Source organism: Solwaraspora sp. WMMA2080 (assembly GCF_027497395.1).
Lineage (GTDB): Bacteria > Actinomycetota > Actinomycetes > Mycobacteriales > Micromonosporaceae > Micromonospora_E.
Window position 1 is genome coordinate 3,766,552 of the sequence record NZ_CP114910.1, and the last position, 20,751, is coordinate 3,787,302.

Below are 20,751 nucleotides of genomic sequence, written 5' to 3' on the forward strand. Positions count from 1 at the left end.
GCAGTGAGCGTTGACGAAGTCAAGGGCCGTCTGCGCGAGGGGACCGAGACATTGGAGTCGGCGGCGACGACCATCGGGGCCGTACGGGAGACCGTCCGGAGCTGTCATCTCGCTGCCATCGCAGTTCTCCAGGACAGCCAACACGATCACGTCACGGCCGCCCTCAGCCTGCTCCGCAAGGCCGACACCGAAGGTGAGCTGGTTCAGCGCCGGGTCCGAAACAGCAGCGACAGCGCCGGCAAGTACATGAAGGCCCTCGGGTGAGCAGCAGCGTCGGCGACGTTATCGGGCAACTGCGGCAGATCCTCAGAGATCTTGACGGTGCTGCGGTCGAGGCCAGCAACGCAGAGCAGGCAGCGGCCGAAGGACTCAAGCACTACGAGACCGCGACGGCGGGCGCCGACAACAGGCATGTCGATGCGATACTGAGTGAAGCTGGGGAAGCCGCCGCGAAGTCCGGCAAGGTCGCCCGGCTGATCGCCAAGGCAGCCGCCGAGATCGCGAGCTACGCCGACCACATAGCCCCCGGCTCGATCCCGACCCGCAGTTCCAGTACCGGGGGGATGCCAACTGGCGAGAGCCTCGCAGTGCCCCAGTACAGCAAGGCACCCAAGGCGATCAAAGCTCTCGCCCGGATCGGGCAGGTCAGAGCCGCTGACGACGGGCTTCAACACATCAAGAAGGCTGTGGACTGGTTCCACGATGCAGCGAACCCACCCGGAGGAACTACGGTCAGCAGGCCTCCGGACTTCGCCTTCGAGCCGGCGCATCAACCGAGCGGAACAGCAGGCGAAGCGCTTTTGGCCGCACTGACTCTCGCTGTCCTGGGCGCAAAGGGATCAGAGATCGCTTCCGGAATCCGCAAGCGAGCAAAGAACCGAAAGTCAATCCGGAAGGATGATACTGATGGATGAAGAAACAAAGTTCGTTCGCACTATCCTGATTCAGGACTGGGAAGCATACGATTCTTTCGTCCGACAGTTTGATGAGCAGGGTAAGGGTACGCCCGTGGCCATCATCGGGTACGCCTTCTTCGTCGCGGTTCAGCGACGATTCGGCCAAAGCCTCGACCCGGGCGAGGTCATGAGGTTCGTCGCCGACGCTCGGGCCAACCTCACCGAGGGGCACAAACTACCAGCGAAAGAGGCTGAAGCTCTCATCTTCGCCATGCTCGGCATGGATATCGCGGGCGCCGAAGAAACAGTAGACAAGCTTGACATCGGCGAAATGGCAGAGATCCAGGCCCAACTGCTGTTCAGGCTCATCGAGGACGCACAGTTGAGCGAGGAACAGCTTGACGCCTTCCTCCTGGAAGCCGAAGGGCTGCTCCACGATGCCCACCCCGAACACGGCGAAGCTTGAGGGGCGCACCGAGATCCTTCTGAAGCAGGAGAATCTGAGTGGCGCTCCGTAGCCAGACAAGGACTACCGTGTAGAGACGCACTGGCTCGACCTCGACCACCTAACTGCTACGGGACTCTCGCCCGTCAACTCGCTGGCCTTCCTGCGGATGAGGGCAGAGGCGATACTGGCGCAGGGAGCAAGGGAGGGCACCGAATGAGTACCACCCCTCGCGGCCTGGATCAGGCAATCTGGCGCAAAAGCACCCGCAGCAACGGGCAGGGTCAGTGCGTCGAGGTGGCCACCAACGTCCCCGCCACAGTCCTCGTACGCGACAGCAAAGACACCGCCGGCCCGGCACTCACCTTCTCCCCCGCCGGCTGGACGTCCTTCCTCTCCACCCTCACCCCCGACACCCACTGACCGAACAGCAGGTGGAACCAAGCGTCACCGCCGAGCAGCTTGCCGAGGCCCTACCCGCCAAGCTGCTCCGCGCCCACCGGGTCCAGATCCTCGATCGGCAAGGCGAACGCCCAGCTCGCAAGCGGCGTACTCATGATCGCCCATGGCTGCTCGCCGAGGTCGTAGATGCTGACGCCCTGGAAGCGCTCGCAGCCGCGCTACGCCTGCGGCCCGAGGCCGGGCTCATGGACTGGATGTCCTCGCCCGAATACTGGCTCAAGATCAACGAAAGCGACGGTTCCGAGCTGGTCACCCTCGGCCTGCTGCCCTGAGATCCGTACGGCGACCTCCAGCTGCACCAGCCCGAGCTACTGACCAACTGACTCAGGCGAAATCGCGGGCAATCGGGGCCTCACGAGCAGTACTCGGCTGACTCATACACCAACGCCGACTCGCATGCGACGACGAATCCCAGCCCGACAACTCCGCCAGAAGATCACCATCGCGATGATCGGCAACCTTGCCAAAGGGCCCACCGCCGAAGCCACCCGAACCTGGCGGCGCAGGCAACCTGGCATATCCGGCAAAATGGCCGCATTGGATTGCCTCCAAGAAGTTCATAGAGAGTGAAATCAATCACAGGACCTGGTGAAGACGTTGACGCCCATCAGTCCCGGACGCGACACTTATCCGCACTGGATATCCAAAAAGGACGCATCACACGAATCATCAGCCGGCGGACGCACATTTCGATCGGAGGACCATGCCCCGGACACCCGAAAGCCGCCCAACGAAGAACTTCCTCGTATCGGCACTCACAACAACGGCGATTGTCGCCGGATCGCTGCTCATTGCTTCGTCAGCCTCAGCAACAGGAAGCCAAACTTCATCCGAGTCAAGCATCAGCTCATGGACAATCGACAAGACTCCCCAACAACTCCGCACATTCTGGACGCCTGAACGACTGCGACAGGCGGCCGCGAACCCCGCCCCCACCCCCGAACCCCAGGCGAAGAGCAAGGGTGGCAAGAAGGGCACATCGGCAGGTGCTGAAACTTCATTGACCGCCTGGGCCACCCCGGAACCTCCAGTGCATTTCAAGAACACTCGGCCACCCATCGAAGCATTGGCGACAGTCAGCGTTTCACAGCGTGTGTCAAACGTGAGTAGTTGGCCAACCAGCGCAGTAGGACGCCTCTTCTACTCAAATCAGGCAGAAACACAGTGGTTCACCTGCAGCGGAACATCCATAAGCACCAACAACCAGAACTCAGTATGGACAGCAGCGCATTGTCTGCACGCCGGCTCCGGTGGCAGCGCCGGATGGTACAGAAACTTTATCTTCATACCGGCATATAGCTTCAGCTCGAATCCGTATGGGTGGTTTACGGGAGTCAGCGTTCTCGCACACAATGATTGGACGAACGGCGGCGATACCACCAGCTCGGACATGGGAATTCTAACCGTAAGTCCACCTTCGGGTTCACCAAATCTCACAAACCGAGTGGGAGCATGGGGATACAGGTTCATCGGCGAAACGGGCTTCACCAATGCTCGTTCGTACGGTTACCCCGCACTGGGCTACAACAGGCCAGATTCCGACTTTGCCGACGGCGAGTACATGATGTACTGCGAAGGAGATACCACGGATGCCGCCAACCTGAATCCTTTTGACAACCGCATCCAAATGAATTGCGACATGGGAGGAGGGGCAAGCGGCGGCCCTATGGCGATCAACGTATCATCTTCTCCTACTATCGTCGGAACAAATAGCCATCGGTATGCCGATAGCCTTGGGAACTACGCCGACATCCGGTTGTTCTCATCAAATCACAGCTTGATCGCTTCCGCCTTGATCAACCACATCAATAACAGCTAGGCATGCACTGCGGGGGCTCGTTCACATTAGCGACGGGCCCCCGCTGCGAGCCGCTCTTAAAATTGACGCCGACGACGTCTATTCAAGATATAGATAGCGGCAGACTTTGGGTCTCGGAGCGCCTGATGGCAGTCCCATGGTGCAAGATGACCGCCACGCTCGCCGCGTTGCGCGCAGTCAACCACGACTACAGACCGACAGTCTCAGAGATCAGGCGTGACACATGATCGATCCAGGATGGCCCCGTGTACACCTATAGTCGACGCCGGAGCCCTACTAGTATAAGATCAAGTAGAGCGTGATGCAGGAAGTGCAGCTTGGTAAACGGGAAGGTGACCGCTAACGCGATTGGAGTTGTCGTGGCGAGGCACAGGTACTTGGTTGTCGGGGCACTGATCCTAGGAGCCCTGGTGAGTTGCACCAAGTCCTCGACCGGGGAGGCATGTCGGCTCGTTGGCGTCCAAACCGGGATCGGTCTCCGCATTGCTCCGGCGGTAGCGGAGCAGGTAGGTACGGCAGAGATTATGGCCTGTTGGGACGCCTCCTGTCGGACGCGACAGGTCGCCATCTTCCCGGGTGCTGCGGTTGGCGGCAACGGCTGCACCGAAGACGGACTGGACACAGTCTGTTCAGCAGGCTCCGTGGCCAGTGGAAACAAAGCCGGCTTCGCCTCAATCCCCGATTTGCCACCCAGCCCAGTCGAAGTGACTCTGACCTTGGCTGACGCGGCGGGCACTCAAATCGTTAACCAGACCTTGACGCTTACCGCGAAGCAGGTCGATGTCCCGGGAGGAAACTGTAGCGGTGGGCTGCAGGGGCACCTCGAGGTCGACGCCGATGCGAACGTACGCTCGGAGGCCTGACCTTGATCTTCGCCAGCCGCTTCGGCTAGGAGTTGGAACGCACTGTCCGACTGCCTGAAAGACCTGCGCTGGCTGCCGGCGGACGCCTACCTGGTGATCCTCGACAACAACCCCCAATAGCGTAGTGCCGCGCTACGACGTCGCCGAGGGTCCCGGACATCAGAGCTTGGCTACGTGATCGTTCGCGTTTTGGGCGGTAGCCTCGAACCGCCGAATCGCCAGCTCAACCTCACGTTCCAACGAGTCCAGCTTCGCCTTTGCCTTCTCGACCTCGTCATGGGCGCTGTCATGCATCGTGGCCCGCGCCAAGGCACCCGCTTCTGCAGCCTCGGCGAGCGCCTGTTCAAGGATCTGACACCCCTGCCGGACTGCTTCGTTGCCCAGCTCGACAGTGCGCTTCACATCGTCAACGCTCATCGACCACCGCTCCGTCGCCCTCCCACCACCAGCCGAACCTATCGAACACCAGCACCGTCCAACAGGGTCAGACGGTACCGACTCCTACTCGGGGAGGCCGCGGAGCAGGGACAGGGCGGTGCGGTCGGAGCTGAGGGTGGACAGCTCGGTGTCGATGAAGTCGGTGTAGAACTGTGCCGGCGAGCCGGGGTAGCCGGGGCGCTCGGCGGCGTACCACTGGTGTAGCCACGGCTCCAGCTCCAGCAAACCGGCGAGCAGCGGCAGCAGACGGTGCGCCTCCCACGCCTCCTGACTGCGCCGATTCACGTACACCGTGGCCAGCGCCTGCGCCTGCGCCAGGTGGTCCCAGCCGGCCCAGCCGAGCAGCAGGCTGGAGTCGGTGTCGCGGCCCATTTCCGGGTACGAGATAAACCGCTCCTTCGGCACGTCGAGCTTGCCGCGCGCCTTCGCGTACGACGGCCGGACAAAGTCCGCCGAGGTGTACTTCGGCGGGACGTCGATCTCCACCGTCTCCCCGGCGTCCTCACGCCGCTGCTTCTCCCAGGTCTGCTCCCACAGCACCCGCTTACGCAGCCCGGACGGCTTGTAGCGCTGCTTCGGCAGGAATGGCACATGCTCGGTGGCGACCAGCTTGTCGAGCGCGACGACCAGGCTCATGCCCTCGTACTCCGGCAGCAGCGCCAACACCTGCTGGAAGTCGGCGTCGCCAGCCACCCGGTCGGCGAGCTGCGCCACCGACAGCGGCTCCGGCATGCCACCCCACAGTTCGGGGGCCTCCAGCCGCTCCAACAGCCAGTCCCGCAACGCCGCCGCCTGCATCTTGTCCCAGCCCTCGGTGGCCCAGCGCCGCTTGCACTCCGGCCGCTCGATCAGTTGAAGGTGCCGGTTTCCGGCCGTGGCAGAGATCCGTCGTTCCACCAGGTCGCGGTAATCCGCCGGCCAGTCGGGGTTCGGCTTGTCCACCGGTACGGAGTCGTGCCGCACGAACCAGGCCGTCTTCACCTTCTGCTGCACCATCGTGATCTCGAACGCCCGCTCACCGAGGCTCAGCCCTGGCGGGTCAGGATGGGTCAGATCCTCGTCCATCAGCCCGTAGAGCCGGTAGACCTCCCAGTCCAACTCCTCCTGAAGCGCGATCATCCGCGCCCGGACCAGGTCGTACTCGGCTCGCGCCTGCGCCAGCCGCTCCACAGTCGGCACCCCCGACTGCGCCACCGCCGCCGGAGTCAGCTCCCCCAACCGCTGCGCCAACGTGTCCAGCTCACGCGCCCGCCCCAACGAATACTCCGCCGGCAACGGCAACTCCTGCAGCTTGGTGCCGGTGAACTCGAAGAACCGCTCCCACTCCTGGCTCTTGAAGCCCTCGTTAACGCCCTGGCTCCCTTTGTTGTGGCTCACCTGCTTGAGCCAGAAGCAGGCAGTGGAGCTATTGAGTACGCCAAGCAGCCTCAGGTGGTCATCCTCAGTCGCCCCCTCCGGCAGCTTGATCACCGGCGCGGAACGGTTGAAGACCCTCCCACCCCGGTCCAGCACGAAGTGATTGTGCGTAGCCACAAACGCAAACGCGATCGACAACGGGATTCGATAGCGCTTTGTGAAAAACATCGAATACTCGAACCACTCCAGCCCTCGTTCGAGCTGAGTCGAACCATAGGCGCTTCGTTCGACGAGGATCGGCTTGGTAGGCCAGAGCAATCGCATCGTCGCTTCATCACACTCGGCCTTCAGACTTTCGATGCTATAAGGCCAAATGGATTCCACGGGTGCCTCAATCGCCCAATCACGAGTCGCCTCACCCTCCACCAGCGCACGACGATGGGCGGCGTAAACACCTCGCCTGCGCAGCATCCCGGTTCCCACCATGTAGGCGCTGTCCTCTCGGGTAACCGCGCCGAACCCGATCTCCTGAACTGCTTCTTTCAAGGGCGATTCGCTGGAGTTGAGCGAGACGAGGAGACCCGAGGCACCGCCCCCAGCGAGGCTCCAAGGATGGTAAGAAAACTGACGCCTAGCCAAGTTGGTAACCGAGATCCATCGCGACTCCGAGCCGGGCGCTTCGACCTGGTTGACGATCGCCTGCCAGACATGTCCGTCGGCCGGGTTGTCCGGGGTGGTCGGTTCACCCTGCACACCGAGGACGGCGCGGACGACCGGGAGGCGGCGGCGGTCGTTGTTGCGGCCGACCAGGATGACTGTCGGCGTGCCGTGGCCGGGGATGTAGGCACCGGAGGTGTCGATGACTTCGCTCAGCTCGACCTCGTGGGCGAAGTAGTCCTCGATCAGCTTCTTGCCAAACTCGCGCTTCATGAAGGCGTTGCCGGTGATCTGGCCGACGAAGCCGGCGCCCTCGCCGTACTCGTCGGATTTTTTCGCCAGGTCGAAGAAGCGCTTCGCGAACGGCACGGTCAACGCGTACTGCCGATGGCAGACCCTCGGATAGATGCTGCGGTAGAGCTTGTTGCGGGCCGGGTCGGCCACGGTGATGTAGGGCGGGTTGCCGACCACCACCGTGTACTGGCCGACCTCCAGATACTCGGCGAGCAGTTCGTCGTCCTCGCTCTCGTAGGCGAAGACCTGCTCCCCCTCAAGGGCGGCCAGCAGGTCACCCTGTGCGCGGGAGGTGAAGCGGCCCCACTCCAGCAGGGAATCGCCGGTGGCGACGCGGACGGGGAAGGCGGGGCAGCGTTCGAGCTTGTGCCACTTGCCGAGCTTGATCGCGGCGACCAGCAGCCGGAAGCGGGCGATGGCGACCGCGAAGGCGTTGATGTCGACGCCGGTGACCTGACCGAGCGCCCGGTCGACGATGGCCCGGAGGTCGGTGGTCGGCTCCCGCTTGCGCCACTCGCGCACCAGCCGGTCGAACGCGCCGAGCAGGAAGTGGCCGGAGCCGCACGTCGGGTCGATCACCTTCATCTCAGGCAGGCCGAACTCGCTCAGCGCCGGCTCGAAGGTCCGGTCCAGGATGAACTTCTCGACGAACACCGGGGTCTGCAACAGCGCGTACGTCTTCTTCGCGTGCGTCGACAGCTCCTGGTAGAGGTCACCGAGGAAGCGGGTGTCCAGGGTCGCGCTGCGCAGCGACACCCGGCCCTCCCCCGTACGGAAGAAGTTGCTCAGCTCCTCCGCGGCCGCGCCGGAGATGTCGAACCGCCACACCGGGTTGTGCTTGTCGAAGATCTGCGCCGTCGGGCGCAGCCTGCCCAGGTAGCGAAACGCTTCGCGCAGCCAGTGCCGGTCGTTGTGCAACGAATGGTCGGCCTCGATCAGGTACGCCTGCCGCCGCTGCATCCCCGTCTCGGCCGGGGCCGCCGGATCGTCCCCGCCGATCCACAGCCCGTCGATCAGCTCGTTGTCCTCGCAGAAGCGGACGAAGACACAACCCAGCACCCAGGCCACCGCCGCCTGGTCGAGCACGTCCTCCAGCCACACCTCGAACGCGCCGGCCAGCCGCTCGGCCTTCTTCGCCTTCTCGTACTCCTGCAGCAGCTCGGCCCGCAGCGACAGCGACTCCGGCTCCGCGAGCCGCATACGCAGATCGTCGACCAGGTGCTTCACCTGCGCCTGCATCGCCTGCTGGAGTCGCCGCCGCGCGTCTTCGTCGAGTTCGTCGAGCACGGCTGCGATCCTACGGGCAGGAGGTGATCACAAATGTTCGTGCGTCGCGCCTACCTGCCGACCCGGCCGCTGACCCCGGCCGATCAGGCTCGATGGCCGTACACCATCCCTGCTGTGGCCAGGCTGGCTGATCAGGGCGTCGATTTCCCTACGCCGGTGACTCTGCTCGCCGGTGACAACGGCACCGGCAAATCCACCCTGGTCGAGGCGATCGCGGTCGCCGCCGGGTTTAACCCTGAGGGCGGCGGCACGTCCTTCCGGTTCACCACCCGCGCCACCGAATCCCCGCTCGGCGAGCACCTGGTGCTGCAACGTGCCCCCGGCCGCAAGCCCCGCACCGGGTTCTTTCTGCGCGCCGAGTCGTACTACAACGTTGCCACCGAGATCGAGCGCCTCGACGCCGACCCCAACTCCCCACCTCTGCTCGGTGCCTACGGCGGAGTCTCCCCACATGAACGCTCGCACGGGGAGTCGTTTCTCGACCTGGTCAATCATCGCTTCGGCCCGCAAGGGCTCTACCTGCTCGACGAACCGGAGGCAGCGCTGTCCGTACACGGCTGCCTGGCCCTGCTGCTGCGCATCGCCGACCTGGTCGACCAGGGTAGTCAGTTCATCATCGCCACCCACTCGCCGATCCTGCTGGCCAGCCCTGGCGCGACGATCCTGCAAATCGACGCCGCCGGCACCATCGCCCCGGTTGACTACGACCAGGCCGAACCGGTCGCCCTCACCCGAGCGTTCCTGGCCGACCCGGGCCGGTTCCTGCACCACCTGCTCGCCGATCGTTGACCAAGCGCAGCAGATGCCGGTAGGAGCCGGGCTCAGCGCCCAGCGCCCGCAGCACTGTGCCAACGTGCGCATAGACGGCGCTCTCAGCCGGATGGCCGTCGAGGTCACCTCGGTCGAGCATTCGCCCGGCGATGTACAGCTGGCTGAGCATGCCGTCACGGCTGTCCAGCTCAGCGAGATACCGGGCGCGCACCAGCCGCGCGACAGGTGGTGCGGCCAGGCTGTGCAGGTACAGGCTGGCCGCGTCGAACCCGGCCGGAGCCAACCCCCAGCCTTCCCAGTCCAGCACCCAGCAGCCCGGACTGGTCAGCTGCGCCCAGTGCAGGTCCGCGTGCGCGGGCACCCACTGATGTACATCGACCGGCAATGCCTCATCCCAGATCTGGATCCGGGACGCGAGCCGCTCATTATCCACCGCGACCCGATCCGTCTCGACCTCAGTCAGGAAGGAGAGGGTGCCGCCAAGACGCATCCACCACATCTCGCTCAGCGCCGGCACCGCAGTCAGCGCCGCAGTCCGGCTGCACGTCGGCTCGTCGACGTGACTCATCAGGTCGGCGCGGAACCGTAGATCGCTCTCCGCGTGCTCCCAACTGCGCCACACCCGGGGCAGCCGCAGCCCGCCCAACTGCTGCGAGGCGGTGGCGTTGCCGTCCCAGAACACCCCGACTTCTCCGTTGACAGGTTCCCCGACCAGCCGCAGCCACCCGTCGTGGCCGTCGTCGTCCACCCGTGCACCGGTCGATCGGTTACGCCATCCGTACCGGAACTCACCCACCAGCTCAACCCGCAGGGCGGCAGCGGCCCGACGCAGCATCGACGCCAGCCGCCGCCGGTGGTCCTCAGCGTCGTCCTCTGGCCAATGGTCCTCATTCGGTAGCCACCGTGTGTGCTTCACACTGTCAGCATCACCCAGCCACCTCGGTCACCGCGAGCCCACCACGGATATCCGGAGAGTCAGTGACCTGCCGGAGACGCGGCCGCCAGGAAGGGTTAGGTCCGATCGGTCAGCGGTAGTACGGCCAGCACCGCTTCGACGGCGCACAGGGGTTGCACGACGGACTACACGACGGTGAACAGGTCGGCTGGCACCGCGCTGGCGCGCACTGCGGCCCGCACGGCTTCGGCCGCTTCCCGAAGGCCGACCTCAGCTCGGCCCGCACCTGCGCCGTACCCTGGCCGGTCAGGATCGAGGCGAGATTCGCCTCACGGACGTTGCCGACCGGCAGCCAGCGCGAGAACACGCACGGCCAGACCGCACCGTCAGCGCCGACCGCCAACACACCCGACGCACAGTTGCCGCACAACTGCTCTACACCCAAGGCGTCGCCGCCTACCCCACGGCCCACCTGCCGGAGCCAGTCCACACCCACCTCTGTCGCACCCAGACCGCGCAACTCGGCAACCGCAGCCCCCACGCGCTGGCCACCGCCCAGGTCGACCACACCTACCCGCAGTGGAATCGACCGGCGCACCGCCTCGCCGATGTTGGCCCGAGTACGAGCGTGCGAGCCGGCCCGACCGGTGACCGCAGCGTGCTGCCCGGCCTGATCGGAGTAGTACGAGCAGGCCAACCGCACCCCCTGCTGGGCGAACAGCTCCCACATGGCCGGCGTGACATACACGAGGTTGGAGAACACCTCCACCTCCAAGCCGGCGGCCAGGGCATGCCTGAGTAGATCCGGAAGATCTGGATGCAGAGTCGGTTCCCCACCGATGAACTGCACCATCTCGACGCCCAGCTCCACCGCCTGGTCGATCACCCGCCGCCAGTCCACTGCAGTCATTGAACCGTGCCCGCCGGACGGACCGCTGGCGGCGTAACAATGCCGGCACTCCAACTGGCACCTACCGGTGATCTCCAGCCACACGAACGACAGATCCGCCATCCCAGGCCCGCCCCTCTCGAAGGAACGTCAACCCGGAGTATCGCAACAACCACCCAAGATGTTCATCAATTTCCACCGAGAGATGCCCCAGTCGAAAGTTCGGCTGCGGGGTCACTCGTCGTGCTCGGTGTCGTTGTCGGCCACGCCGGTCATGTCCGGCCCGAGCATGACGCCCAGCCCTTTCGCGAACGCCCGCAGCCGCTCCTGCAACACCTCGCCCCGCAGCTCCAGGAACCCCTCGTGGTCGCCAGCCAGCAGCTTGAGGAAAGCCCGCTCGTTGATGCAGTGACTGGCCAGCAGCCTCGTCACGTGCTCCGGGCTGATCGTGCGCTCCAGCTGGCCCTTGCGTAGCTCCTTGAACACCCCCAGCGGGTTGTCCCCCGGGCCGGTCGGCAGGATGATCCGGTTGGCCGCCGTCGAATGACCTGGCACGATCTGCCGGTACGCCTGCGGCACCCCGCCGGCCAGCCGTTTCACCACCTCGAACTCCTGGCCGAGCGCGTCCCGCCGGGTCGGGAACTCGTGTGCCTCCCACGCCACGTACGCCAGGGTCCGGGCGCTGTTGAGGTTGAACGGCTCCGGCATCGGCTGCACCGCACCGACGTCGAGCTTCAGGGTCGGGGTCGCGCCGTCCGCGAACGCCTTCATCTCCGCCAGGCCCTCACGGATCCGGGTCGAGTTGGCACCCGCGAACGACCCCGCCCACGACGTCACCCAGAACCAGCGCTCCAGCTCCAACCGCTGGTTGCCGGTCGGCTCCGGCCGGCAGTGGAAGAAGTAGGTCAACAACACCAACTGATGCGAGTACGGCAACAGCGCCGCCAGCGGCAGCCCCGCCGCCCGCAGCAGCTCCACCGCCTTGTGCACCGCCTCCTGCCCGGCCGCCAGCACGTCGACCTGGCTGGTCCGGATCCGCTGCGCCACCTGTTCCCAGTGCGGCTTCATGACGTCCGGCTCGCCGGCGATCGCTAGCATCGACCGGAACACCGCCATCCTGGGCAGCTCGCCGAAGCCCGTGCTCGCGACGGACTCGACGATGCTGTCGACCTGTTCGCCCATTGTGGATTTCTGGACCGGGCCGGTCAGCCGGGAGGCGATCTCGTGTGTCTCCAGGCGTACTCCACGGTTGTTGATCCGGGCGAACACCTCGATGGCCGACCCCAGGTCGCTGTCGCGGACCCGCACCAACGGAATCTTGTACGCACGAACCCGCTGCGCCACCCAGTCGGCTTCGTTGACCAGCCGCTCCATCCGGGTGGCGTCGTTGACCCGCGCTTCCAGGTTCCGCAGGAAGCGGAGAAAGTCGACGGTGCTGTTGACGGAGCGCATCGGAAGGTACGAATCAGGAGGAAGGGGCGGCGGGGAGCCGAACGCCCGATGATGCCGGTAGCGTTCGTTGTCCTCCTGCGGCTCCAGATCGCGATAGATCCGCCACTTCCACTCCCGCTGATCGTCGCCGCGCGGCGGTCGGCCCTGCCTACGCAGCACCCCGAACAGCGTGGAGAGCCGTTGATGCCCGTCGAGCACGTACGACACCGGTGTGCCTGCCGGCGGCATCCGCACCGGCACCTCGCCGAGGTGGTCGAGCGAGGGCACCTCGTCGGTGGTCTCCCACACGGTGATGCCGCCGATCGGCCATCCTCGCTCGATGCTGTCGAACAGGTCCAGCATCTGCTCGGGTCGCCACACGAACGGCCGCTGAAACCTGGGCACCCGGATCCGGCCTGCGGCGATCTCCTCCAGCATGTCGACCAGCATCATCGCAATAGGTTCGACCTGGACGTCTCCCCGGCTGCTGGACATACCGCTAGTGTCCTACAGGATCGTGTGGATCATCGTAAGGATCTGCCGCAGTTCGGCGACGACGTCTGGGCCGAGCTCGTCGAAGTCCGCCTCGGTCAGCTTCCGGCCCGCCACGGTGAGCTGCCTGGGCAGCCCGTTACCGGGGTAGGAGTCCTTCTTCAGGTAGCCACGCTGATTCGCCGGCATCGCCCGCAGCTGGCTGATCCTGCGCCGATGCCGGGGGTAGAGCGACTCCCACACCACGAGCGGGACGTAGTTCTCCGCCGCCCGGTAGGCGAGGATGTGCACGTTCTGGATGCCGGCCGCGTGCGCCTGCGCCTTCCTGGGCTCGTTGTCGCTCGGCTGGCCAGGGCCGTCGCGGTCGCCGTCGAACAGGATCGCCACCCTTGGCGACACGATCGCGAACTTCTTTCCCTCATCGGCGGCGAGTTCGGCCATCTGGCCCTTACCGCCGCCGTTGTGCAGCCGAAGCCACATCCGACGCAGCGCCTCGACGATCCGCTTGTCGTCCAGGGCCGCCGCCATGTCCTGCACGAAGCTGCCATCGGCGAGCTGATTCTCCACCACCAGCACCGCCGGCTTGTCCAGGTCGGCGACCAGATGCTCCAGGTCAGCCAGGCCGACACGCACCGTCCGCCGAGCGTCCGGTGGGCTGGGGTACGCGGCCTCCTCCGTCGCCTCCTCTGCCCACTGGCTGAGCACCGGCATCCGGACACCCGCTCGGGCCAGCCGCTCGACAAGGTCGATCATCCTCGCTGCCTGCGACAACGTCGGATGCCAGTCGTGGCGCTTCTCCGCCACCATGCAGAGCAGCGTGATCACCGGCCGGTGGTCCGCGCCGTCCAGAATCGTCTCGTCGATATCAAGAAGCACGGGCGTTCCGTTCCGACTGGGCAGCCGCGAGGGCTCGGACCTCGTGGTAGTCCTGGGAGAAGTAGCCCGGCGGCCAGCTGTCGTCGAGGTTGCCGAGACTGTCCAGCGGGATGCGACGTGCCGACGAGACGCCGTCGTGCTGCTCCACGACGTAGATGGCAACCGTCTCCGGGCCGTAGTCGTTGTCGACCTCGGCGATCCGGCGACGCAGCCGCAGCAGCAGCGTTTCGCTGTGTGTCTCGATCAGAAACCGGGTCCCGGTCCGCTGCGCGGTCCTCAGGTAGAGGTCGGCCAGGTCAGCGTGGACACGTGGGTGCAGGTGCGCCTCCGGCTCCTCGATAATCTGCAACGGCGGCGCTGTGGTGATCCCCGCCAGTTCGTCCATCGCACACTGCGCCAGGATCGGCAGCACCTGGGCCAGCCCGCTACCGGCGTCGGCGAGGTTGATCCTTGCCCTGGAGCCGTCCCTGACCAGCACCGTCGACCAGAGCGGGCCGGCAGGGACCTCCTCCAGCCGCCACCCCGGCACGATCTCGCGAAAGTGCGCATTGATCTGTGCCAGCAGCCGTCCGTCCGACTTCCGCTGGCTGTCGGCCAGCAGGCCGGCCAGCCCTTCGCCCTTCGTGCCGAGCACGGCAGGCGTGCCGATCGGCATCCGATGCTGACGGGCCACCCGCTCCCGGTACGGCCCCAGGTATCGGATCAGACCTGGGCGCACCTGGCGGAACAGGTCGTCCAGGTCCGGCAGTTGCCCGGCGGCAGGCAGCAGGCCCGCGAAACGCACCTGCCTCGTCCGGGTCGGCCCGCCACTGATGCGGATGTCGTACTCGTCGAGCCCGTCGACCGAAGGCTCAGGAAGCGTCGACAGCTCGACGCCGTCGATGTCCGAGGTATCCGGCATCGGGGCGGTGAATCGGCTCGACACCAACTCAACGGTGCCGACCGGGTCGGCGCTGTCATCTGTGTCGACCCGAAGCGCCACCACTACCGCGTTCCGTAGTCTGGCTGAATACTCCAGATCCACCCGCAGTGTGAACGGCAGCGGACCGTCGACGGTCACGCCCAACGTCAGCGGCCGCACATCGAGCTGATCGAAGTAGAGCTCGCGCACGTCATCGGCCGCGTCCGGGCCCAGTCGTTCCAAATCCAGTGGGGACGGTGAGGTGGTGTCGAAGCCGGTGGCGATCACCAGCGGCGCACGGGTCAGGGCACTCTTGCCGGAGTTGTTCTTGCCGAGCACCACGGTGATCGGTGCCAGCTCGATCTCCTGCCGGTTACGGAACCCTCGGTAGTTCTCCAGAAGCAGCCGTCGAATGGGCATGGTGGATAGTCCTACCAGATCTGGCGTTCAGCCATTGCCCCGAAATCCACAGCGACTGACTCGCCGGTGACGTCAACGGCAACTGGTAACCGTCCAACATCGCCGGATCCGGTTTGCGGGCCGGCACCAGCAGCAGCCGCGCCGCCGGCCGGGGTCGGGTCAGATCCGCCAACTCCGCCAACAGCTCCACCTGGCCGTAGCGGGCCAGCGGCGCCGCCTCGGTCAACAGCACCGGCGCGTCCGTGGCCAGCGCCGCCCGGATCGCCGGCACCACCTCGTGCCGGACCAGATCCACCAGGCTGCGGAAGTTCGCGTCAGTGGCCGAACCGGAGTCCGCCGCCACCAGCGCCTGCCACGGGTAGCCGAGCGCCCGCAGCCGGTCCAGCAGGATCCCGGTCACGTCCACCTCGGTCAGCCCGAGCCGGGCCAGCAGCTCCCGCCGGGCGGCGGCCAGCTCCCGCAACGGGGTCAGCACCGCCAGGAACGCCCGCCGGTCGATCGCCCCGGCCAGCTTCGCCGCCACCTCATCGGCCTGCCACAGCGGCGCGGCGAACCCGCCGGTGACCGTGGCACCCCGGGTGCCGCTGAACACCGACGGCAGTGCCGGCGGCGCGTACACCCGCTGCTCGCGATCCCAGTCAAGCCCGGCGACGGTGCGGACCAGTGTGTCGAGCTGCGGCCGGCCCGGCAGCTGCTGCGCGCGTGGGAAACGGGCCCGTACCCGTCCGATGATCTCGTCCTCGCGTAGCCGCTGCCCGGCGATGCTGCCGGCAGCCAACCGCAACGCCCGCTCGGCCGGCATGTCCACCGGGTAGAGCTGGCCCTGCCCGTTGACGTCGGCCCGGCCGTTGCTGCCGGCGGCCGCCAACTGCAGCAGCCGCAGCTCCGGCACCACCGGCATCGTCGGCGGCGGCGTGACCGCGGCCAGCTCCGCCACCGCCCGCTGCCGGGTCGGCAGCGGATCGGCCTGCACCAACTCCGCCGCACGGCTGCCGAGCGCCACCACGTACGACAACAGGTCGGCTGCCGTCGTCGTCGACGCCGGATCCACCGGCTCCCGGCCCACCAGCACCGTCGACGAGGCCCGGAACCGCTGGATCGCCAGCCGGGCGTCGCCGCCGGTGGACAACTCCGTCTCCACCGCCGCCCGGACCAGGCCGATCGCCTGCGCCGTGCGTTTCGGCTCCGACGTGAACGAGCCGTGCGTGGCGATCAGCGCATCCGCCAGCTCGGCGGCCGACATCACCGCCCCCCGGCTCTCCACCAGGGCGACGATCTCGTCCCGAACCGCCGACACGGCGTCGTCGGCCCGCCAGGCGTCGATCTGCTTACGCAGCAGCACCGAAATCTGCGGCTGGGTCTGGCCGGTCCGGCGCGCCACCTCACCCTGCGTCGGCCAGTGCAACCACGTGTCGTCGCCCGGTGCCGGCTGCTGGCCCAGCAGCACCGCCAACGTCGTCCGGCGCTTGCTCGTGCGGCCCGTCTCCGCCGGAAGCAGCGCGGCGCAGAGCGTCTCCATGCCGCGCGTCGCCGCCCCGGCAGCCGGCCGACCGTCGCCGCCCTTTTCCGCACCGTCGACATCGCCGACGCCGTCGGCCGGGTCGGCCGCCAGCAGCGGGCGCAGCGACCGGGCGTACGCCAGGATCTCCTTGCGGGTCGCGTCCGGCACACCCTTCGCGGTGACCAACGTGGATGGTTTGGCCTGGAGCAGGTCCCGCACGGTGACCAACCCGAGCCGGCGCACCGCCGAACGGGCCCGCTCGGTCAGCGGCGACTGCTCCAACACGGTGTCCAGGCTCGCCACCGACACCGCCGCCGGCGACGCCAGCCCCTTGCCGGCCGCCGGCACCTTCCGGAAGATGTCCCGCCAGGCGTCGAGCATCTCCTCGGCCGTGTCGAACCGGTCGGCGGTCTCCCGGGCCAACGCCCGGCCGAAGAAGTCGACCAGCCGGTCCGCGACCACCGGCTCGAACACCGCCGGATCCAGCGTCACCTCGTCGCTGACCGCCGCCGGATTGGCCCCACCCCACTCCGGCAGCGACCCCGTCGCCATCTCGAACAACGTCACCGCGGCGGCGAACCGCTCCGCCGCCCGGTCGTAGCGCAGCCGCTTTGGCGGACCCAGGAACGGATCCAGATAGCCGGCGGTGCCAGCGGTCAGCTGGTCCGTCGGGGTCGCGGAGAGCGAAAAGTCGAAAACGCACAGATGCGGCTGCCGGTCCTTGGCATTCAGCGGTCGGGCCGCCAGGTTCGCCGGCTTCAGATCCCGGTGCCAGATCCCCACCTCGTCGAGGTATAGGACGATCTCCAGCAGGTCCCGGCCGTACCGCTCCAGCAGGTCCAGGGTGAGTCGGCCGCCCTGCAGCTCCTCGGCGAGGGTCCGCTCCCCCGCGCTCTCCATCAGCAGCGCCGTCCGGCCACCGACCGTGATCGGCCCCCGCACCAGCGCGGCCACCCGCCGGTCCCGCAGCTTGCCCAGCGTCTCCGCCTCCACCGCCAGCCGGGCGGCGTGCTGCTCGTCGCGGGCCACCTTCAACACCAGCCGCCGGCCGTCCTTGCCGTCGACCGCCGGCTCGCTGACCAGCAGAGCCAGCGCCGTCGAACCGGCACCCAGGCGGCTCAGCACGGTGTAACCGATGTCGAGCACGTCGCCCTTGCGGGCGACGAGCGGATCGACCACCGGCTCCGGCTCCGGTGCGGTCAGCTCGTCCCACACCCGCTCCAGGCGGGACCGGAACGCGGCGACACTCGCCGACCGGCGCGTCGGATCCCCCCGGGTCGCGTCGTAGACGGCGTCAACCAACGCCGCCGGCATCCCGTCGACCGCCGCCGCCAGGTTCACCCCGCTGTCGCGTACGGCCGTCGCCAGCTCCTCGGCGCTGCCCGCCGGCGGCTGACCGGCGAAAATCCGGTAGCCGACCGCGCCCAGTGCGAAAACGTCCAACTGGTGGCCCGGCGGACGGCCCGGCATCGCCGCCTCCGGCGCCTGGTAACGCCGCACCTCGTCGTCGTGCAGCAACGTCAGACTGCCCGGGTCCGTCGACGAACCACCGGTACGGGTCAACCGGGTGTCCGCCAGCCGGCCACCGGTCTGCCAGTTCGTCACCACCAGCTGCGGACGCGACGACTCCGGATCGCAGACGTACACCGCCCCCGGATGCAGCGCCCGGTGCGCCAGCCGGCGCGAATGCGCGTAGTCGACGATCTCGGCCAGGTCGCCCAACAGGTGCAGCCGCTGCGCCAACGTCAGCCGGTCGCCCCGCTCCACCAGATACTGGTCCAGGCGTACCCACTGCTGCTGATGGTCGAAGATCAGCGCCGGGCCCAGCGGATGATCGACCAGGTCGTGCGCCTGGGCGATCCCCGGATGGTGGATGCCCTGCAGCAGCCGAAACTCCCGCTCGGCGGCGGCCCGGATCGCCGGGATCTCCTCCTCCGGAGCCCGGCTGGTCAGATAGAACCGCACCCGGCGCAGCAGCGCGGTGTCCATCACATGCCCGGCGATGAAATCCTGCCAGCCGACGCCCTCAGCGAACGGACGCGGATGCAGCAGCAGTTGCCCCACCTTGCGGTCCGCCACCGACGGGCGGATCTTCGCCCCCTTGACCAGGGCCACGATCTCCTGCCCCCGAACCTCGTCGATCAGATGCGCCGGATTACGCGGCGGGGCCGTCAACATCTCCCGCAGACTCGGCAGACCCGACTCGGGCGCATCGTGCAGGCCGTACACGTGCTGGCGGCCGATCGCATCCAGCTGCGACCGCACCGACCGGGCATGCAGGAACACCGCCGCCCCGATGAACGGCGTACGGGCATGTTTGCGCTGCTGGCGGGCGTAGTGGTCGATCAGGCTCGCCAGCCGCTTCGCCTTACGGTTGGCCAGGATCGTCGGATTGTCCCGCGGGATCAGCCGCGACGTCTTCGTCGCCCGGTGCACCCACTGACCGCCGTCGCCGTGCAGCTCACCCTGCCAGTGCTTGAGCTCCACGACGTACAGCCCGCTGGGGGTGAGCACCAGCGCGTCGACCTCGTTGATCGAGCCGTCGGACGCGACGAACTCGATGTTGGCCCAGACGTGGTACGGGTCGACATCCGGCAGGTACGAGGCCAGCTCCCGCAAGCCCTCCCGCTCCCACTCGTACCCACTGGGGTTGATCTGCTCCCACCTCGGCGAGTCCTGGCGCACCGACCGACGGTAGCAACGAGCCGCCCGTACGCCGATCGCCCGTCCGGTGCAACGGGTGAACGCTGGCTAGAGTGCTCGGCGTGGATGACGACCTCAAACGCATCGCGGCCGGCCTCGCCGAGTTGGGCGACGTGACGGCAGTCCTGGCGCTCGCCGAGAAGCGTCTCCGGGCCGGCGACGCGAGCTTCGTCGCGGACCTCGGCATCGCGGTGTGGCGCAGCTGCGGGGACGATACGACAGCACCGCGGCAGTACAGCAGCGTTCTCGACCGGATCATGCGGCTGCTGACTCTGACGCCAGGGGCGATCGACCAGGCCGTCCGGTTGATGTCCGTCGTGCAGGACCGCCGCCAGATCCGGTACGCCGCGTCGCTGCTCGCTTCGGCACATACCGCCGCAGACCTGGCCGTCGTGTTCGACACGGACGGGTCGGAGGAGTTGCGGGCCTGTCTGCTGCAGGAGCTGGTGTTGCGCGGTGCCGAGGTGCATCACCGGTGGGTTGTCTCGCCGCACTGGCGCCAACATCCGCTCGGCTGGCTGCCGTTGTCGTTGACGCCGATCGAAGGGCACCCCAGCCGTGCCAGGTACCACCACGGCGGGGGCCGCCATGACCTGCCGGCCATGGCGGCGGAGCTCGCGCAGGGGCACGGTCCTGTTCCCCGGTGGCAGGAGACGACCACGTCTGGCGAGGCTGCGGCGCTCAGCGCGGCGGTCGACAACTGGGCCGAGGGATCCAACGGCCGTATCGAGGCACAGACGTTCGCGTTCGACGACGACCTCCCGCCGGACGCCGTCGGCGATGCGCTGGTGAGCGTCGACCTGGAGTGCACCCTGGGCCTGACGACAGGGCTCGGCACATGCTCGCCGCCGCAGGCGTGGCGGCAGTTGTTCGCAGCGGCGTCGACCGGCGGCGCGTACAACCGTGGCGAGTTCGGAGCGTACGGAAGGCTGCTGGCGTGGCGGTCGGTCGCGGCGCTGGTCGGCGCTGCGCCCAACGCACCGGCCGGTGATGTCGAAGCGCTGGCGCATCGCTGCTCGTGGTATTCGTTCGCCGGTGCCACCGCGTGGTTCGACCGCATCGCCTGGGATATCGGTCTGGCAGTCGTGTCACCGGACCGGCGGCGGCTGGCGGTACTGGCTGCCAGCGACACCGATTGATCAGCCTGTACAAGGTTGGCCTGTGGGCAGACGAGGGAACCGTCATTGTCGTCAAATCGGCCCGAGACAGCCATGGAGGTTCCCTCGCACATCGCCACCCGTGCTCCTCGACGGCGATGCAACGAACCGCATCGGTCATCGATCTCAGTCTGACCGCCCAACGCGAGATCGTCACGGCCGACCCGTCGATCCTGACCCGCCTACCGGGGCCGGTCC

16 protein-coding genes and 1 pseudogene are annotated in these 20,751 nt (G+C 67.0%); 9 read left to right on the forward strand and 8 right to left on the reverse strand.

Annotated elements, in window-relative coordinates; translation table 11 throughout:
• Positions 1-3 precede the first annotated feature (3 nt).
• From O7543_RS17180 to O7543_RS30230, 7 genes and pseudogenes are all read left to right on the forward strand, one after another.
• Positions 4-264, forward strand: a complete 261-nt coding sequence (locus tag O7543_RS17180; protein ID WP_281567144.1) for a hypothetical protein — start codon at positions 4-6, stop codon at positions 262-264.
• Positions 261-914, forward strand: a complete 654-nt coding sequence (locus O7543_RS17185) for a hypothetical protein (protein ID WP_281567145.1) — start codon at positions 261-263, stop codon at positions 912-914. The genes O7543_RS17180 and O7543_RS17185 overlap by 4 nt, the downstream gene beginning before the upstream one ends.
• Complete coding sequence (locus O7543_RS17190; RefSeq protein WP_281567146.1) at positions 907-1,362, forward strand: hypothetical protein; 456 nt, start codon at positions 907-909, stop codon at positions 1,360-1,362. The genes O7543_RS17185 and O7543_RS17190 overlap by 8 nt, the downstream gene beginning before the upstream one ends.
• A gap of 195 nt (positions 1,363-1,557) precedes the next feature.
• Positions 1,558-1,764, forward strand: coding sequence for a DUF397 domain-containing protein (locus tag O7543_RS17195; RefSeq protein ID WP_281567147.1), 207 nt, complete (start codon positions 1,558-1,560; stop codon positions 1,762-1,764).
• Between the two features lie 11 nt (positions 1,765-1,775).
• Positions 1,776-2,075, forward strand: coding sequence for a hypothetical protein (locus O7543_RS17200; protein WP_281567148.1), 300 nt, complete (start codon positions 1,776-1,778; stop codon positions 2,073-2,075).
• A 431-nt stretch (positions 2,076-2,506) separates the two neighbouring features.
• The gene (locus tag O7543_RS17205; protein WP_281567149.1) at positions 2,507-3,622 is read left to right on the forward strand and encodes a hypothetical protein; all 1,116 of its coding nucleotides are present in this window, start codon (positions 2,507-2,509) and stop codon (positions 3,620-3,622) included.
• 887 nt (positions 3,623-4,509) lie between these two features.
• Positions 4,510-4,605 (forward strand): annotated as a pseudogene (locus O7543_RS30230) (hypothetical protein); the annotation flags it as partial.
• Positions 4,606-4,644: 39 nt separating this feature from the next.
• Here O7543_RS30230 and O7543_RS17210 read toward each other — a convergent pair.
• Positions 4,645-4,902 carry a hypothetical protein gene (locus O7543_RS17210; protein WP_281567150.1) on the reverse strand — a complete coding sequence of 86 codons (258 nt, stop codon included), beginning with the start codon at positions 4,900-4,902 and terminating at the stop codon, positions 4,645-4,647.
• An 84-nt stretch (positions 4,903-4,986) separates the two neighbouring features.
• Complete coding sequence (pglX, locus tag O7543_RS17215; protein ID WP_281567151.1) at positions 4,987-8,517, reverse strand: BREX-2 system adenine-specific DNA-methyltransferase PglX; 3,531 nt, start codon at positions 8,515-8,517, stop codon at positions 4,987-4,989.
• Positions 8,518-8,550: 33 nt separating this feature from the next.
• Between pglX and O7543_RS17220 the strand changes: the two genes are divergently transcribed.
• Positions 8,551-9,306, forward strand: coding sequence for an AAA family ATPase (locus O7543_RS17220; protein ID WP_281567152.1), 756 nt, complete (start codon positions 8,551-8,553; stop codon positions 9,304-9,306).
• Here the strand turns inward: O7543_RS17220 and O7543_RS17225 are convergent.
• The 6 genes from O7543_RS17225 to pglW all read right to left on the reverse strand — a co-directional run bounded on the left by O7543_RS17225 (position 9,245) and on the right by pglW (position 19,378).
• A complete protein-coding gene (locus tag O7543_RS17225; protein WP_281567153.1) occupies positions 9,245-10,204 on the reverse strand; it encodes a hypothetical protein in 960 nt (319 codons plus the stop codon). The two genes, O7543_RS17220 and O7543_RS17225, sit on opposite strands and share 62 nt — an antisense overlap.
• Before the next feature lie 109 nt (positions 10,205-10,313).
• Positions 10,314-11,195 carry a radical SAM protein gene (locus tag O7543_RS17230; protein ID WP_281567154.1) on the reverse strand — a complete coding sequence of 294 codons (882 nt, stop codon included), beginning with the start codon at positions 11,193-11,195 and terminating at the stop codon, positions 10,314-10,316.
• A 111-nt stretch (positions 11,196-11,306) separates the two neighbouring features.
• Positions 11,307-12,998, reverse strand: coding sequence for a DUF262 domain-containing protein (locus O7543_RS17235; protein ID WP_281567155.1), 1,692 nt, complete (start codon positions 12,996-12,998; stop codon positions 11,307-11,309).
• Positions 12,999-13,010: 12 nt separating this feature from the next.
• Complete coding sequence (locus O7543_RS17240; RefSeq protein ID WP_281552888.1) at positions 13,011-13,871, reverse strand: hypothetical protein; 861 nt, start codon at positions 13,869-13,871, stop codon at positions 13,011-13,013.
• A complete protein-coding gene (locus tag O7543_RS17245; protein WP_281552887.1) occupies positions 13,861-15,192 on the reverse strand; it encodes an AAA family ATPase in 1,332 nt (443 codons plus the stop codon). The genes O7543_RS17240 and O7543_RS17245 overlap by 11 nt, the downstream gene beginning before the upstream one ends.
• Positions 15,146-19,378 carry a BREX system serine/threonine kinase PglW gene (gene pglW / locus O7543_RS17250; protein WP_281567156.1) on the reverse strand — a complete coding sequence of 1,411 codons (4,233 nt, stop codon included), beginning with the start codon at positions 19,376-19,378 and terminating at the stop codon, positions 15,146-15,148. Before pglW ends, O7543_RS17245 begins: the two co-directional genes overlap by 47 nt.
• Positions 19,379-19,458: 80 nt before the next feature.
• On the opposite strand from pglW, the gene O7543_RS17255 reads away from it, so the two are divergent.
• Positions 19,459-20,535 carry a DUF6183 family protein gene (locus O7543_RS17255; RefSeq protein ID WP_281552885.1) on the forward strand — a complete coding sequence of 359 codons (1,077 nt, stop codon included), beginning with the start codon at positions 19,459-19,461 and terminating at the stop codon, positions 20,533-20,535.
• The last annotated feature ends 216 nt before the right edge of the window (positions 20,536-20,751 follow it).

Bases quoted from the DNA above. Each gene is read 5' to 3' on its own strand.
- O7543_RS17220 (WP_281567152.1), top strand. From the start codon at position 8,551: ATGTTCGTGCGTCGCGCCTACCTGCCGACCCGGCCGCTGACCCCGGCC.
- O7543_RS17190 (WP_281567146.1), top strand. From the start codon at position 907: ATGGATGAAGAAACAAAGTTCGTTCGCACTATCCTGATTCAGGACTGG.
- O7543_RS17195 (WP_281567147.1), top strand. From the start codon at position 1,558: ATGAGTACCACCCCTCGCGGCCTGGATCAGGCAATCTGGCGCAAAAGC.
- O7543_RS17245 (WP_281552887.1), bottom strand. From the start codon at position 15,192: ATGCCCATTCGACGGCTGCTTCTGGAGAACTACCGAGGGTTCCGTAAC.
- O7543_RS17205 (WP_281567149.1), top strand. From the start codon at position 2,507: ATGCCCCGGACACCCGAAAGCCGCCCAACGAAGAACTTCCTCGTATCG.
- O7543_RS17235 (WP_281567155.1), bottom strand. From the start codon at position 12,998: ATGTCCAGCAGCCGGGGAGACGTCCAGGTCGAACCTATTGCGATGATG.
- O7543_RS17210 (WP_281567150.1), bottom strand. From the start codon at position 4,902: ATGAGCGTTGACGATGTGAAGCGCACTGTCGAGCTGGGCAACGAAGCA.
- O7543_RS17230 (WP_281567154.1), bottom strand. From the start codon at position 11,195: ATGGCGGATCTGTCGTTCGTGTGGCTGGAGATCACCGGTAGGTGCCAG.